A 15,590-nucleotide genomic window follows, 5' to 3' on the forward strand; every position below is an offset into this window, starting at 1 on the left:
TAGACAATGATGATTAAGAGATATTTGGATTTAGTACGGTTAACAATTATTGAGAAACTTTTTTATAGTGTTCTCTCAAAAGGAAGAGATAGAAACAAAGAGAATAACGTGTGTTAAGGAAGAAGGGGTACTAGTAATCTCTTGAGAATAGGGACAAGATTTTGTTTAAGTAAAAAGATTATCTAGTATTAAGAAAGAAGATAAAAAATTACAAAGAGCACCTTCTTTCAAAAAAAGTGGGGGGAGTAACATGCGATTGATGAGAAGATGTGTTGCCTTACTAATTGTATTTTTTATCATGGTTCCAATGATTAGCACAAATGTGCAAGCAGAAGTTGTAAAAGAGCTTAAAACAGGCTTTCCAAATCAAGAAGTCTTTACACCTGGAGATTGGTTTTTAGGGCAAAAACCTGCAAATTATGATGAGAATAAACCTCCAATTCTTTTTGTACAAGGAAGGAATGGGAATGCTGATAGTTGGTATGGAAAGACAGTGTATCACGATATAAATGATATGTATGACTATGCTTTGAAAGCAGGCTATCAAACAGTATTTATACAATTATATGATGCTGCTGGAAAAGGATCAGCTAGTCAGTGGGACAACGGAAAATTGTTAGCACAAAAATTAGAAGAAATATATAATCATTTCGGTAAAAAAGTTAATATTGTAGCACATAGTAAAGGCGGTATCGATACACAGGCTGCATTAGTAGGATATGGTGCAAATCGATTTGTCGGAAATGTTATCACGCTTGCGACACCACATCATGGATCAAACTTAGCTGATTTATCATATAGTTGGTGGGCGGGATGGCTTGCCTCTATATTAGGTCAAAAAGATGATGGTACGTACTCATTACAAATGGGTGAAATGGCAAAATTTCGTTCAACGATTGATAATAATCCAGCAGCTAAATTAAACCGTTATTATACAGTTACGGGAACTAGTTGGGGCCCTGTATTCTCGGCGTTATCCATGGGCGGATTATATTTGTCATCATACGGTTCAAATGATGGACTAGTAAATGAGTGGAGTGCTAAGTTGCCGTATGGAACTCATTTATTTACAGATTCCAGATTTGATCATGATAATATACGAAAAGGATCTGCTGTGTTCTCACGAATTGAACCATATTTACGTACATCAAATGTAGCCGTACCAGCTTTAGTAGCATCCAGCACTAGTTCAAATGAAAACATAGAACAATTAAATACAACTTCAAACCAAAACATTTTAGGCGGAGAATTGCCACAAAATCAGTGGATAGAGCAAACTGTTACAGTTGATAAAAAGTCAGAAGGAATCGTTTCTATATTAACTGCTTCGTCTAATGTAGAAGTACAAATGATATCACCAAAAGGAAAAATGTATACAAATAAGGATAGCGTTATAACTACTGGTGAAGAAGAATCTTTCTTTGGTGGTGCAACAATTAGAACATTTAAATTTGATAAAATGGATGTAGGAGAATGGAAAGTTAAAATGATGGCGAAGCAGTCGAAAGATGCATATCTAGTTATAAGCGATTACAAGAATGACGCACCATTTGTTCTTCAAATGCCTACCAAAGTTAAAGTAAATAAACCTGAGTATAAACTGAAAAAATCACCTGTAGCACCTGAAATGAAAGGGGATCTTTCCATAACAGTAAGAGTTGTGAATGAAGAAGGGAAACTAGTCTCTGAATTTAATGAATTGCAAAATGTTAATAACAATACATTTACTGGTGCTTTGAAGGACATAAAGCAACCAGGAGTATATAACGTTACGATGGATATAAAAGGGATGAATAAAGAAGGACTGCCTTATAATCGTACAATTGTTAAGTCGGTTTATGTGGAGAAGTAAGGACGAATAGATATTAATATAAAAGTGTAGAAATCTTGTGTTAGAAAGATTTCTGCACTTTTTTGATTATTATCCCGCTATTTGCGGGATAATAATCAGTGGGCGTTTATGTTCTATAAGAGAGATTAGAAATTGAAGAAGAGGATTAGTTATTAAAAAAGATGCTGAGCTAGCATCTTAATCTAAGGCGGCTTTTTATTTACTTAATTTTGTTACAGTTAATTCAAGTGAATTTATACCATTATCACAAGTTACAATTTTTTGCTTATTAAAACCGCTGTTATTTCTAAGTTGAATGGTAGAATTTTCTGGTACCGTAACAATTGTTTCACCAACGAGTTGAAGACATTCGTTATTTGCTGAATTAGTCATTTGAATTGCGAAATCTCCTTGGCTATTAGCAAGGGGATTGTTATTTAAGAATATAGTCATGACTGGAATATGTGGAAATACAGGATTTAAAGTAGTGTTAATAGTTGAAATGAAAGAAACTCTATAATCACCAGCTTGACTAAATTGTATAGTAGTAGGATTTAGTAAGGAAACTCCTCCTGCTATAGGGCCGAAGTGATTAAATGGAAAAGGATCGCCAAAAGAAACAGTTATAAATTCAGTTTGCCAAAAAGTCCCATAAGCTGGACCGGATGGTTTATGTGAGCTGGGGGGACAGGGGCAGGAACATCTTTTAAACGATTTTGAAGAATGAAAGTGAGGATTCAATCTATTACCTCCTATTATTCATAGATTTAAGACACATAGTAGTTTATGTAAATGGGAGGAAATTTGTTTGTATGCTTGTACTATATAGAAGAAAAGATAATAGATTTGGAAGATAACGTGCTCAAATAATGAAATATAGTATTAGGATATTATTTGTGAAATTTTTGAAGGAGGTTAATGAATTGCTAGAAAAATGAGCCGAGGTTCTTAATAGATTGAAGTATAGGAGAAATGATTATTATATTAATTTCACTTGAAAAGGAAACATTATTATCTTCAGTTGCACTAATGTTATCGAGTAGTGAATTTCTATGATTTGAATGTTGGTATATTAGAGTCTTTAGTTATCGCTTTTTATTTATGTAGATGGGCAGGAAGAAGACGAAAAGTATCGAATGAATGTACATATGTAGCATTGTTTGCTTTTGGTGTGAATAATAGTAAAAGATACGTTGAAATATTTTAAACCGTAACGAAAGAACGATTAAATTATAGAAGGAGCAACTTACATGGAAAATATATTAAAGGTATCTTCAAAATCAAGCCCAAATTCAGTTGCAGGTGCAATAGCAGGTGTACTAAGAACAAGTGGCAATGTAGAAATTCAAGCGATTGGGGCTGGTTCTTTAAATCAAGCGATTAAAGCAATAGCAATCGCAAGAGGATTTGTTGCTCCAAGTGGTATCGATTTAGCCTTCGTTCCAGCATTTCAAGAGGTTACGATTAATGAACAAGAAAGAACGGCGATTAAATTAATTATAGGTCCTAGGAAGAAAAGGTAACTGCAGTAATTCACTATTGAAATGACATTTAACATAACAAACAAAAAAGTGTCACAAATGCTATAAACCAGGCATTTGTGACACTTTTATAGTTTTGTGAGAATAAAAACCTCTAAAACTGCTCATTCTTCTCCCAAGATTCCACAATATAATGTGCAATCGTCGGATTGAATCCTTTCCCAACTAAAAACATAATGGCAGCAACTTCTGTTAAAGCGTGTTTATGTGATGTATGTTTTGCTTCATTTAAACCGTAATCTACCCAAGGTTTTACGAAATCTAGTACAGGTTTCTTTAAAGGTAAGAACTGTGTACCGACAACTTGTTGAATTTGTTGTTGCGTTGGTTCTGTAATTGGTCCAGGTGGTAAGATTTGTGGCTGTGTAATATCTAATGTTGGTCCAGGTGGTAAAATTTGTGGTTGTGTAATATCTACTGTTGGTGGTTTAGGTGGTGAGACACGTGCGTCGTAGTTTGGTTGATACATTTGTTGTTGATATTGAGGTTGTTGTGGCTGAGTTGGGTATGGGTTTTGTTGAAACTGTTGTTCTTGAGTTTGTGTTGCTACATATGGATTTTGTTGAAATTGTTGTTCTTGAGTTTGCGGTGCTACATAGGGATTTTGTTGAAATTGTTGCTCTTGAGTTTGTGGTACTGCATATGGATTTTGAGGATATTCGTAACTTGGACGTGTGTCATATGGATTTTGCTGAAATTGTTGTTCTTGAGTTTGTGGCGCTGCATATGGATTTTGTTCATATTGTTGCTCTTGTTCTTCATATTGTTGCTCTTGTTCTTCATATTGTTCTGTATATCTTTGTTCTTGTTCCTGCGCCTGAGGGTAAAATGGTTGTTGTGGGTAAGGCGGTTGATTATTATAGAACATATTTATTCCTCCTTCATGATGATGCCTACCACCTAGTGTATGGGCGGACAAGAAAATATGTGATGAAAAAATGCGGGCGTGTTACAATAAGTAACTGGGTGAAGATAAAATGACAAAACAAGAAAAGATAGAAAAAACAATTACTTTTGTAAAACATATTTTAGAAAAAGATGCGAGTGGGCATGATTGGTATCATATTGAGCGCGTACATAAACTGGCGATTTCTTTATCCGAGCAAGAAGGAGGAAATCGTTTTATAATTGAAATGGCAGCATTACTTCACGATGTGGCAGATGAGAAGTTAAATGAAAGTGAAGAAGCAGGAATGAAAAAAGTTTCTGATTGGTTAGAAGAGTTACATGTTGAAGAAGAGGAAAGTAAGCATGTTCTTCATATTATCGCCAATATGTCTTATAAAGGTGGTCATGGCGGTAAAGTGGAGTCAATTGAAGGGAAGATTGTTCAAGATGCAGATCGCTTAGACGCTCTTGGTGCAATTGGAATAGCTCGCACATTTGCGTATGGCGGGGCGAAAGGGAGATTAATGTATGATCCAACTATTCCTCCTCGTGAAGTGATGACGAAAGATGAATATAGAAAAAATAATGACCCATCTTTAAATCATTTTTATGAAAAACTTTTAAAACTAAAAGGCTTAATGAATACGAATGCAGCAAAACAAGAGGCGGAAGTTCGTCATCGTTATATGGAACAGTTTATTGAACAATTTATGAAAGAGTGGAATGCACAAATATGAAAATGTTAACTGTGGAAAACTTATCAAAATCATATGGAGAAAAACCGTTATTTGATGGATTATCATTTAGTATTGCAGAAGGACAACGTGCCGGAATTATCGGTGTAAACGGTACTGGTAAATCAACTTTATTAAAAATTATTGCAGGGGCAGAAATTCCTGATACAGGTGATATGACTCATTCACGTGGATATACAATTAGTTATTTATCACAGCAACCAGAGTTTGATGAACAATTAACAGTATTAGAGCAAGTCTTCCATGGTGATACACCTTTAATTCGTCTTCTTCGTGATTATGAAAAGGCGCTATTACATATCGAAAAAGATCCAAGTAATGAAAAGGTACAGGAACAATTATTTGCAGTGCAACAACGTATGGATGCGATGAGTGCGTGGGAAGCAAATGCGAATGCAAAATCGTTATTAACGAAATTAGGAATTACTGATTTCACAGCAATTGTTGGAAATTTATCTGGTGGACAGAAAAAACGTATTGCGATGGCGCAGTGTTTTATTGAAACACCGGATCTATTAATTTTAGATGAGCCTACGAACCATCTTGACCATGAGACAGTTGAGTGGTTAGAGGAATATTTAGCAAGGTACACAGGTGCGGTATTACTTGTAACCCATGATCGTTATTTCTTAGATCGTGTGACGAATCGTATTTTCGAATTAGATAATGGAAAATTGTATAGTTATGAAGGAAATTACAGTACGTTTTTAGAAGCGAAAGCACTTCGTGAAGAACAAGAACTTGCGCAAGAATCAAAACGTCAAAACTTATATCGCCGTGAACTAGCGTGGATTCGCCGTGGTGCAAAAGCTCGTTCGACAAAGCAAAAGGCACGTATTCAACGATTTGAAGAGTTAAAAGGTCAAGAAGGTCCAGCTGCAAAACAGTCAGTTGATATTGCGCTTAGCGGTAGTCGCCTTGGGAAAAAAGTACTTGAGTTAAAAGATGTAACGAAAAAATTTGGCGATAAAACAGTATTAAACAACTTCAATCATATCGTGAAACCAGGCGATCGTATCGGAATTATTGGAGCGAATGGAAGCGGGAAATCTTCACTATTAAATATGCTTGCAGGTAAAATATCTCCTGATAGTGGTGAAATTGAAGTTGGACAAACAGTAAAAATTGCTTACTATACGCAAGAAAATGAAGAAATGAATTTAAATCAACGTATGATTGAATACATTAAAGAAATTGCGGAAGTTATTCATACGACAGATGGAAAAGTAATTGGTGCGTCTCAAATGTTAGAACGTTTCTTATTCCCGCCACATTCACATGGTACACCTCTTGGCAAATTATCTGGCGGTGAAAGAAGACGTTTATACTTATTACGTATATTAATGGGAGAACCGAACGTACTATTACTAGATGAGCCTACGAATGATCTAGATACACAAACATTAACGGTGTTGGAAGATTATTTAGAAGATTTCCCAGGTGTCGTTTTAACTGTATCGCATGACCGTTACTTCTTAGATAAAGTAGTAGATGAATTGTTCATCTTTACGGGAGAAGGAGAAGTGCGCGAATTTCTAGGTAGTTATACGGATTACTTAGAAATGGAAAAAACGAGAGAACTTATTGAGAAAGCGGAAGTACAGAAAGAGAAAAAAGTAGTAGAAGAAGCACCGAAACAACAACGTAAGCGTAAACTTTCATATAACGAGCAGCGCGAATGGGAAACAATTGAAGATACAATTGCGGAACTTGAAGAAAAGCTAGAATCAATTGGAGAAGAGCTTGCGAATGTTGGTTCTGATTTTACGAAAGCGCAAGAATTGTCTGAAGCACAGCAAAAAACAGAAGAAGAGTTAGAAAAAACGATGGAAAGATGGAGTGAACTATCCGACATTGTTGAAGGATTAAAATAAAAACAAGCTGCATATATTGAAAAGTAAAGAGAAAAACTTTACACTATTGGTAGAACCTATTTTAGGAGGGAAAAAATGAGAACATCTAATCCAATGTTGAAAAAAGAGGCATTCCGTAAAGAAGGAGCAAGTGCTTCTGCGATGACTATTGGCGGAACAGTAGGCAAAACGTTTATTATGCTTATCTTGCTACTTGCAACGTCTGTCTATTCATACATACAGATGATAGAGGGTACGATGAAGATGCCAGTATTAATTGGCGCTTTAATCGTTGCGGCAATCATCGCATTTGCGTCTATGTTCTTCCCGCGTATTTCACCTTTTGGTGCACCAATCTATGCGGCGGTAGAAGGGGTTGTATTAGGTAGTATTTCAGCTGTTTATACAATGAAGTTTGGCGATTCTATCGTTTTAAATGCTGTATTACTAACAATCTCAATTCTATTTGCGATGTTAGTGTTATATGCAACACGCGTAGTAAAAGTAACGGATAAATTCCGTACAGGCGTGATGGCAGCAACACTTGGAATTATGGTTATGTATTTAGTCGTATTTCTACTAAACATGTTTGGTGTAACTGTTCCGTACATTCACCAAGGTGGTACGATCGGTATTATTATTAGTGCAGTTGTTATCGTAGTTGCTGCATTAAACTTATTACTAGATTTCGATTTAATCGAAAATGGTGTACGTAGTCAAGCTCCGAAATATATGGAGTGGTACACTGCGATGGGACTAATGCTTACATTAGTATGGTTATACTTAGAAATTCTTCGTTTCGTTTCTTACTTTACGAAAAATGACTAATAAAAAAATCCTGCGTGAAAAATGCAGGATTTTTTTATTTTCAAAGATATATTGATGATGTGGTATAATATGGATGTTGGTAACCTTAAATTGAAGGGGATGGAATATGATGAAAGAGAAGAAAGGGATTATGAAAAAACTATTTTCTAAAAGTTTTTTCATAGAACTAGATGATGCTTTAACGTATCCATCGGGAGAAGTTATTACTTCAGCTATTGAAAGTTATGCAGCTGAATGTAATGAACAACTGAAATTTGAGAGTAAAGTAAAACCGATAACTTTCTACTTAGAAGAAGTATTATATCGTGCGGAAGTAAAGATGGCCCGCGGAGGATATTACATTTCATGCAGTGAAGTATAATTTTTGAAACCTTACATGTTTAAAGTATGTAAGGTTTCTTTTTAGTTTTTATAAGATATAAAAATATATTTTTTATTATAAAGTATATTATTTTAAGCTTTTTACCCTTCATATATTTTTCTTTACAATGAAGAAAAATATAAGAGGTGGTATAACTTATGATGAATCGAGTTGTATTAATCGGTAGATTGACAAAGGAGCCAGAATTATACTACACAAAGCAAGGCGTCGCGTATGCACGCGTATGTGTTGCGGTGAATAGAGGTTTTCGAAATAGCTTAGGTGAGCAGCAAGTAGATTTTATTAATTGCGTCGTATGGAGAAGGTCAGCTGAGAATGTAACTGAATATTGTACGAAAGGTTCACTTGTTGGAATTACTGGACGTATTCATACGAGGAATTACGAGGATAATCAAGGAAAGAGAATATATATAACGGAAGTTGTGATTGAGAGCATTACATTTTTGGAGAGAAGGAGGGAGGGCGCATCGTAAGAAGAGGGCTTAGTAATATAAGCCCTCTATCACTTTTGATTGATCCCTTCCCAAACAACATCTAATTGTTGGTTGAGTGTATTTTTCGCGTTTATTTCATTAGCATGTAATAGTGAATGGGACATTAATGTATAAAAATAAGTACTCATAATAGTAGAAGTGATAATATGTATATCCCATTGACTGTTTAATTTTCCTGTCTCTTTCGCCTCTGTAATAATTGAAGACAAACCTTTTTGTAGCTGCTGTATACTTTTTACTTCATTTTCTACTAAGTAATTAGACTTTATAATCTCAAAGACGGCATGCTTCATTAAATCACCATGTCCAGTAAAACGGTCTAGTAAGTCTCCTAGAACAAGTTTAATTCTTTCTTTTGGATGTTCTACATTTGCATATGTTTTTAAACTTTCATTCCATAGTTCAATTTGAGAATCACCTAAAAATAATAATATGTTTTCTTTTTTCGGAAAGTAATTGAAGAAAGTTCCTTTTGCAATCCCGCATGCAGTAGTAATATCTTGAACCGTTACATTTTCGTACCCACGTTCTTGGAAGAGTTGTACTGCTTTTAGGAATATAAGTTCTTTTAATTCTTTTTTTCTCGTTTCTCTCAGCATATAATCTACTCCTAACACAAACAATTATATCTGTTTAATAGATAATCTCAAATAAAATCTTACTTCATGATTAAGTTTAATGTAATTGAAAGAAGGATAGAGAATGCTGTTTCTCATTTTTATTATAAATGAAAGTTGTATAGTTCATGTGCTTGCCTTTCAGAAATCCATTTTGGAATGCGTTTCATTACTTCATTTCTTACTATAGTTAAAGGTTTACTTTCTATTTGCGCCATTTTTCCAACTGTCCACGCAGTGTTTGAGATTTTTTCAATTCTATCCCGTCTTTTTTGTTCGTATTCTATAAATGCTTGACGATAATGGGCATTATTTTTGATGCATTCAGCCAAAATAATCGCATCTTCAATTGCTTGGCAAGCACCTTGGCCTAAATTCGGAGTAAGTGCATGGGCAGCATCCCCAATAAAAACGATGCGTTTTTCAAAAAACTGATTCATTGGCATAATGTCTACAATATCACGATGAATCATATGAACGTCCGATGCATTATGCAAAATAGATGGTATGGGATTGTGGTAAGATTTGAAATGATTATATAAATCTGCTGTTGTGTAAGCTTTGTATTTTGGATCTCTAGCTTTCGCGTTTATGAGCGCATACCAGTATACTTCGTTGTTGGGAAGAGGGACGATACCAAATCTACCGTTCGTTCCCCAAGTTTCAATAAAATCATTTGTTAAAGAAAGATTATTAGTAGGAGTTATGCCACGCCAACACGTATATCCTGCATAACGATAATTATCCCTTTGTGTTACTTGTTTTCGAACGACAGAATGAATACCATCGGCAGCAATCAGTATATTGCCAAATGCTTCACTACCATCTTGAAATACTATTTTTAAGGCGTCTTCCTCATTTCGTTCTATTTTTACACATTCTTTTCCCCATTCGACAGTATCTTCTTGTAGTTTAGAAAGTAGCAATTGATGTAAATCTTTTCTATGAATAGAGTACATTTTGGGATAACAAGATGGGATAATCAATTTATTGAAAATAGTTCCTTTTTCGGATACAAGTTTAAAGCCGTTACTTTCGTTGCCGAATTTTTTTATTCTCTCAGAAATTCCGTATGGCTCAAGTGCTTGCATTGCATTTGGAGCAATGATAATACCCGCACCAGCAACAGTAGGCTCATTGTTTTTATCATATACTTTTACTTCTATTCCTATTTTTGTAAGGAAATGGCTGCGCAAAGTCCAGCAATACCGCCACCAATAATTATGACATTGTTCATTTGTTATCACTCCACCTTTGAATGACTTTGTTCATAAAATGACCTTGGTCATTTTATGAGTTAAGGTTAATCCCTTTTTATGTAATTGTCAATTATACTTTTAACTATAGTTATGGAATGATTAGGTGAAAATAGAATGAATGAAACTTTCCAGAAATGTAGAAAAGTAAATAGTAAAATTAAGCATCCGAGTAGGAGTATAGAGTGATAACATGTTACAATACAGCTAAGAACATGCAATAAAGGAGAGTTTTTTACGTGAAGATTAAAGCAATTGAACCGACGCCAAGTCCAAATACAATGAAAGTTATTTTGAATGAAGTATTACCATCAGGAGCACGTAATAATTATACAAATGAAAATAAAGAACAAGCACCAATGCAAGTGCAAGAAATTTTGAAAATTGAAGGTATTAAAGGTGTATATCATGTAGCCGACTTTTTAGCGGTGGAGCGAAATGCAAAGTATGACTGGAAAGTTTTATTACAACAAGTTCGTGCTGTTTTTGGCGAAGAAGTAGTAGAAGAAAGTGAAGAACAACAACTTGCTCATTTTGGAGAAGTGAAAGTATTTGTTCAAATGTTCTTTACTATCCCAATGCAAGTAAAGTTAACAGATGGAACGACGGAAGAACGTGTTGGTTTACCTGACCGTTTTAAAGAATCAATTATGAAAGTTCAAATGTCTGCACCAAACGTTGTAAAAGAACGTAAATGGGTGGAACAAAGTACACGTTACGGTAATTTTGAAGAAATCGGGAAAGAAGTAGTAGAAGAGATTGTTGCTGCTTATCCGGAAGAACGTGTAAATGAAACGGTCAAAGAATTATTAAATCAGGCAGGTGCTGTTGAAGTAACGATTCAAAAGCGTGAGCCATATAAAGTAACAGAAGAGATGATGAAAGATGCTGACTGGAAAAAACGTTTTGCAGCTTTAGAACAAATGGATCCTACTGAAGAAGATATTCCAGTGTTGAAGATGGCGTTAGATGATGAAAAAGTTTCGATTCGCCGTTTAGCAACAGCATATTTAGGTATGGTAAAAGGTGATGAAGTATTACCGTTATTATATAAAGCCTTATTAGATCGCTCTGTAAGTGTTCGTCGTACAGCAGGTGATTGCTTATCAGACGTAGGTGACCCAGCAGCGATGTTCGTTATGATTAAATCTCTGAAAGATCCAAGTAAATTAGTACGATGGCGTGCAGCGATGTTCTTATTTGAACTAGGAGACGAAAGTGCAATTCCAGCATTAAAAGCAGCGCAAGATGATCCAGAGTTTGAAGTAGCAATGCAAGCACGTCTAGCTTTAGAGCGTATTGAAGGCGGAGAAGAAGCAAAAGGTTCTGTATGGAAACAAATGACGGAGTCTCGTAAAGGGGAATAATGTATGATTGTTTTCTATGATAGTTGGTGTCCGATGTGTACGGCGGTTGCAGAACGTACGAAAAAATTAGATAAAAAGGGTAAGGTGAAATTTTTTTCATTTCGAGATGAAGATGTAGTTGAGAAGTATGAACTTTCTCAAGAACTACAAAGTAAGATGGAACAAAGATTGTATATTTTAAAAAATAATAAGTGGTATGACGGCATTCATAGCATATATGTATTAGCAAAGGTCGTTCCATCTTATTGGTTTGCCGTACCTTTTATAAAGCTATCTATCGTACTTGGTTTTGGAAGTAAAGTATACGATTATATCGCTAACAATAGAAAACTTGTCCCAGTTGGACATTGCCGCGAAGGGATTTGTGAAATCCCTACAAAAAAATGAAATCATCGTTATCTTTCTTTTGCACCTATTAATAGAGCGTGATATGATGAATTTGGAATGAAAGTTGAAGGAGAGATTACAAGATGTCAAATGCTTATGAAGAATACATGCGCCAAATGGTAATCCCAATGCGCCAAGAGTTAGTGCGTTCTGGGTTTGAAGAGTTAACTACAGAAGAAGCTGTAACAGAATTTATGGAAAACGTAACAGGTACAACTTTAGTAGTTGTAAACTCTGTTTGTGGTTGTGCAGCTGGTTTAGCACGTCCATCAGCAGGTCAAGCGGTTGTTCGTGCTGAAAAACAACCTGATCATCTTGTAACTGTATTCGCAGGTCAAGATAAAGATGCTACTGCAAAAATGCGTGAATACTTTGGAGAAATTCCTCCGTCTTCACCATCTATGGCATTGTTAAAAGGAAAAGAAGTTGTTCACTTCATTCACCGTCATGAAATTGAAGGTGCAACTATGGACGAAATTATTACGAATTTAGAACAAGCTTTCGAAAAGAATTGCTAAAGAAGGGGGAGAGTAAATCTCCCTCTTTTCTTTATATAGAGGTGAAAAAATGATAGTAACAACAGCAGGAAGAACGAACAAAGAAATGACAGCTTATGCAAACAGGGTAGCAGCAGAATTAAATGCTTCTTTCGTTAAACGTAATGACATACCAATACATAAGCTGCATGAACAGTATGAACAAGATGTACTTGTCGTAGGGAAGAACCGATTAGCTATTTATCCAAAAGGTACGGAAGAATCGTTTTTCTTTCATCCGAACTCAGCGATGTTTCGTGTGAAAAGGTTAATGCGCGGAGAACATGATCCGTTTGTACAAGCCACGCAATTAGAGAGAGGAATGACAGTGTTAGATTGTACGCTCGGGATGGCATCAGATAGTATTGTAGCTAGTTATATTGTTGGTGAAAGCGGAAAAGTAACAGGACTTGAAGGCAATGAGTATATGGCTTATATTATGGAAAATGGTTTGAAAACATGGTCTTCATCTGTTTCTGAAATTGATGAAGCAATGCAACGAATTGAAGTAAAGCAAACGGAGCACTTCGCATTTTTAAAACAATGTGAAGATAATAGCTATGACATCGTTTATCTCGATCCGATGTTTGAAGAAACTGTCATAGAATCTGACGGAATTAAAGGATTAAAACATTTCGCTTTGTATCATGATATTACTGATGAAACAATTGCGGAGGCGAAGCGAGTGGCGAGAAAGCGTGTCGTATTAAAAGATCATTTCCGTAGTTCTAGATTTGAAAAACACAATTTTCACGTATACAAAAGAAAAAGTGCTAAGTTTCACTTTGGTGTAATTGACCCTTGCTAATTGTTTGAAAAGATGTATAATAAGCAATAATTAATTAAATATACTGTCTGTGATGAAGAGAGTAGTCTTTTTTAGAAGGAAAGCGAGCTAGGGATGGTGTGAGCCTAGTGCGGAAGAAAAAGATGAAGCGCACTTCGGAGATGCTTCTTGAACGAATAGTAGAGTAAGCCGAGGCCCCCTGTCCTCGTTATAAACGGGAAAGTGGTTCGTAATGAACAACAAGGGTGGTACCACGGGTTCAAACTCGTCTCTTTTTTAGAGACGAGTTTTTTGTATTTTAAAAATGAAGGAGGTTGTAGCATGGATTATAAAAAGCAGTTTGCAGAAAGTTTATCTAATATTTTTACGAATGAATTAACGCAACAGCAAATTTTAGATTTAATTGAAACACCGAAACAAGATGAATTCGGAGATGCAGCGTTCCCATGCTTTTCATTAGCGAAGCAATATAAAAAAGCACCGGCTATTATTGCAAAGGAAGTTGCACAGAAATTAAGTGGTCCGTTTTTTGCGAAAGTAGAGGCTGTTGGTCCTTACGTAAATGTCTTTTTTAATCGTGAAACGGTAAGTGATACAGTATTAAAAACGATTTTAGCGGAGAAAGAAGAGTACGGTCACAATCATTTTGGATATGAAAAAACGGTCGTTATCGATTATTCCTCTCCTAATATCGCAAAGCCATTTTCAATGGGGCATTTACGCTCTACAATGATAGGAAATTCATTGAAACATATCGCTGAAAAATGTGGCTATGAAGTTGTAGGAATTAATTATATTGGAGACTGGGGAACACAGTTTGGAAAGTTAATTACAGCTTATAAAAAATGGGGAAATGAAGCAGTAGTGAAAGAGGATCCAATACGTGAATTATTTAAGTTATATGTTCAATTTCATGAAGAGGTAAAAGACGACGAAGAATTAGAAGAAGAAGGACGCGCTTGGTTTAAGAAATTAGAAGAAGGTGATGAAGAAGCTGTTGAGCTTTGGAATTGGTTCCGCCACGAATCTTTAAAAGAATTTTCTCGTATTTATGAACTTCTCGGTGTGGAATTTACTAATTTTCAAGGAGAAGCTTTTTATAATAATTTAATGGAAGACTTTATTGGGATTTTAGAGGAACATGATTTACTTGAAGAGTCAGAAGGAGCATTAGTCGTTAATTTAGAAGAAGAGGGAATGCCACCTTGCTTAATTAGAAAATCAGATGGTGCGACGATTTATGCAACGCGTGACTTAACAGCAGCACTATATCGTCAAAACACATTTGGTTTTGATAAAGCGTTATACGTAGTTGGCCCGGAACAAAGTTTACACTTCAATCAATTTTTCACTGTATTAAAAAAGTTGGGCTACACTTGGGTTGACGGCATGGAACATGTACCGTTTGGGTTCATTTTAAAAAATGGTAAGAAAATGTCGACACGTAAAGGAAGAGTTATTTTACTCGAAGAAGTACTTGAGGAAGCAATCGAACTTGCAAAACAAAATATTGAAGAGAAAAATCCAAACTTAAAACAAAAAGAAGAAGTAGCGAAGCAAGTCGGTGTTGGCGCAGTTATCTTCCACGATTTAAAAAATGAGCGTATGCACAATATCGAATTTTCATTAGAAAATATGCTGAAATTTGAAGGAGAAACAGGACCGTATGTACAGTACACACATGCACGTGCTTGCTCTATTTTAAGAAAAGAAAGTGTAGAATTTGAAACATGTACATTTGCTTTAAAAGACGATCATAGCTGGAGTGTCGTAAAATTACTAAATAAATTCCCGCAAATAATTGAAGCAGCTTTCAATAAAAATGAGCCATCGATTATTTCGAAATATATATTAGATGTAGCACAATCATTCAATAAATATTATGGTAATGTTCGTATATTAGAAGAGAGCAAAGAAAAAGACAGCAGACTCGCATTGGTTTATGCTGTGACGATTGTATTAAAAGAAGGGTTACGTTTACTTGGGGTGGAGGCACCTGAGGAGATGTAAAATAAATAGGTATACGTATCATAATAGATATGTATGCCTATTTATTTTTATAGAAAAT

General features: G+C 35.3%; 15 protein-coding genes, 1 pseudogene and 1 other annotated feature. Of the genes and pseudogenes, 12 read left to right on the forward strand and 4 right to left on the reverse strand.

Annotated features, from left to right (window positions below; genetic code table 11):
- The first annotated feature begins 250 nt into the window (after window positions 1-250).
- Window positions 251-1,852: an esterase/lipase family protein gene (locus tag PDQ68_RS01160; RefSeq protein WP_001238713.1), complete on the forward strand. Its 1,602-nt coding sequence runs from the start codon at window positions 251-253 to the stop codon at window positions 1,850-1,852.
- 195 nt (window positions 1,853-2,047) lie between these two features.
- Here the strand turns inward: PDQ68_RS01160 and PDQ68_RS01165 are convergent, their stop codons facing one another.
- Window positions 2,048-2,572 (reverse strand): hypothetical protein, encoded by a 525-nt coding sequence (locus PDQ68_RS01165; protein WP_016717346.1) that lies wholly within the window; start codon window positions 2,570-2,572, stop codon window positions 2,048-2,050.
- A gap of 509 nt (window positions 2,573-3,081) precedes the next feature.
- Between PDQ68_RS01165 and spoVS the strand changes: the two genes are divergently transcribed.
- Window positions 3,082-3,354, forward strand: a complete 273-nt coding sequence (spoVS, locus tag PDQ68_RS01170; protein ID WP_000427805.1) for a stage V sporulation protein SpoVS — start codon at window positions 3,082-3,084, stop codon at window positions 3,352-3,354.
- A gap of 112 nt (window positions 3,355-3,466) precedes the next feature.
- On the opposite strand, the gene PDQ68_RS01175 is transcribed toward spoVS, so the two are convergent.
- Window positions 3,467-4,240 (reverse strand): hypothetical protein, encoded by a 774-nt coding sequence (locus tag PDQ68_RS01175; protein WP_270786565.1) that lies wholly within the window; start codon window positions 4,238-4,240, stop codon window positions 3,467-3,469.
- A 109-nt stretch (window positions 4,241-4,349) separates the two neighbouring features.
- Here PDQ68_RS01175 and PDQ68_RS01180 point away from each other — a divergent pair, with 109 nt between their 5' ends.
- From PDQ68_RS01180 to PDQ68_RS01200, 5 genes are all read left to right on the forward strand, one after another.
- Window positions 4,350-4,997, forward strand: a complete 648-nt coding sequence (locus tag PDQ68_RS01180; RefSeq protein ID WP_000165941.1) for an HD domain-containing protein — start codon at window positions 4,350-4,352, stop codon at window positions 4,995-4,997.
- The gene (locus PDQ68_RS01185) at window positions 4,994-6,889 is read left to right on the forward strand and encodes an ABC-F family ATP-binding cassette domain-containing protein (protein WP_014893791.1); all 1,896 of its coding nucleotides are present in this window, start codon (window positions 4,994-4,996) and stop codon (window positions 6,887-6,889) included. Before PDQ68_RS01180 ends, PDQ68_RS01185 begins: the two co-directional genes overlap by 4 nt.
- Before the next feature lie 75 nt (window positions 6,890-6,964).
- Window positions 6,965-7,696 (forward strand): Bax inhibitor-1/YccA family protein, encoded by a 732-nt coding sequence (locus PDQ68_RS01190; protein ID WP_001260642.1) that lies wholly within the window; start codon window positions 6,965-6,967, stop codon window positions 7,694-7,696.
- A 106-nt stretch (window positions 7,697-7,802) separates the two neighbouring features.
- Window positions 7,803-8,057 (forward strand): DUF4318 domain-containing protein, encoded by a 255-nt coding sequence (locus tag PDQ68_RS01195; RefSeq protein WP_000975124.1) that lies wholly within the window; start codon window positions 7,803-7,805, stop codon window positions 8,055-8,057.
- A gap of 158 nt (window positions 8,058-8,215) precedes the next feature.
- Entirely contained in the window at window positions 8,216-8,551 is a 336-nt protein-coding gene (locus PDQ68_RS01200; protein WP_000982033.1) for a single-stranded DNA-binding protein, read from the forward strand.
- Between the two features lie 29 nt (window positions 8,552-8,580).
- Here PDQ68_RS01200 and PDQ68_RS01205 read toward each other — a convergent pair whose 3' ends face one another.
- Both PDQ68_RS01205 and PDQ68_RS01210 read right to left on the reverse strand, forming a co-directional pair.
- Complete coding sequence (locus PDQ68_RS01205) at window positions 8,581-9,171, reverse strand: TetR/AcrR family transcriptional regulator (protein ID WP_000943165.1); 591 nt, start codon at window positions 9,169-9,171, stop codon at window positions 8,581-8,583.
- A gap of 122 nt (window positions 9,172-9,293) precedes the next feature.
- Window positions 9,294-10,426, reverse strand: a pseudogene (locus tag PDQ68_RS01210) (FAD-dependent oxidoreductase).
- 258 nt (window positions 10,427-10,684) lie between these two features.
- Here PDQ68_RS01210 and PDQ68_RS01220 point away from each other — a divergent pair.
- The 5 genes from PDQ68_RS01220 (at window position 10,685) to argS (ending at window position 15,532) form a co-directional block, all read left to right on the forward strand.
- On the forward strand, window positions 10,685-11,812 hold the full coding sequence (locus tag PDQ68_RS01220; RefSeq protein WP_000692572.1) for a conserved virulence factor C family protein: 1,128 nt from the start codon (window positions 10,685-10,687) through the stop codon (window positions 11,810-11,812).
- 3 nt (window positions 11,813-11,815) lie between these two features.
- Window positions 11,816-12,199 (forward strand): thiol-disulfide oxidoreductase DCC family protein, encoded by a 384-nt coding sequence (locus PDQ68_RS01225; protein ID WP_000634897.1) that lies wholly within the window; start codon window positions 11,816-11,818, stop codon window positions 12,197-12,199.
- An 83-nt stretch (window positions 12,200-12,282) separates the two neighbouring features.
- Complete coding sequence (locus PDQ68_RS01230; protein WP_000063713.1) at window positions 12,283-12,717, forward strand: BrxA/BrxB family bacilliredoxin; 435 nt, start codon at window positions 12,283-12,285, stop codon at window positions 12,715-12,717.
- Window positions 12,718-12,766: 49 nt separating this feature from the next.
- Complete coding sequence (locus PDQ68_RS01235; RefSeq protein ID WP_061182829.1) at window positions 12,767-13,543, forward strand: class I SAM-dependent methyltransferase; 777 nt, start codon at window positions 12,767-12,769, stop codon at window positions 13,541-13,543.
- 40 nt (window positions 13,544-13,583) lie between these two features.
- Window positions 13,584-13,798, forward strand: a binding site (T-box leader).
- A gap of 45 nt (window positions 13,799-13,843) precedes the next feature.
- Entirely contained in the window at window positions 13,844-15,532 is a 1,689-nt protein-coding gene (gene argS / locus PDQ68_RS01240; RefSeq protein ID WP_061182830.1) for an arginine--tRNA ligase, read from the forward strand.
- The last annotated feature ends 58 nt before the right edge of the window (window positions 15,533-15,590 follow it).

This window comes from Bacillus cereus group sp. Bc010 (genome assembly GCF_027716745.1).
Lineage (GTDB): Bacteria > Bacillota > Bacilli > Bacillales > Bacillaceae_G > Bacillus_A > Bacillus_A pacificus.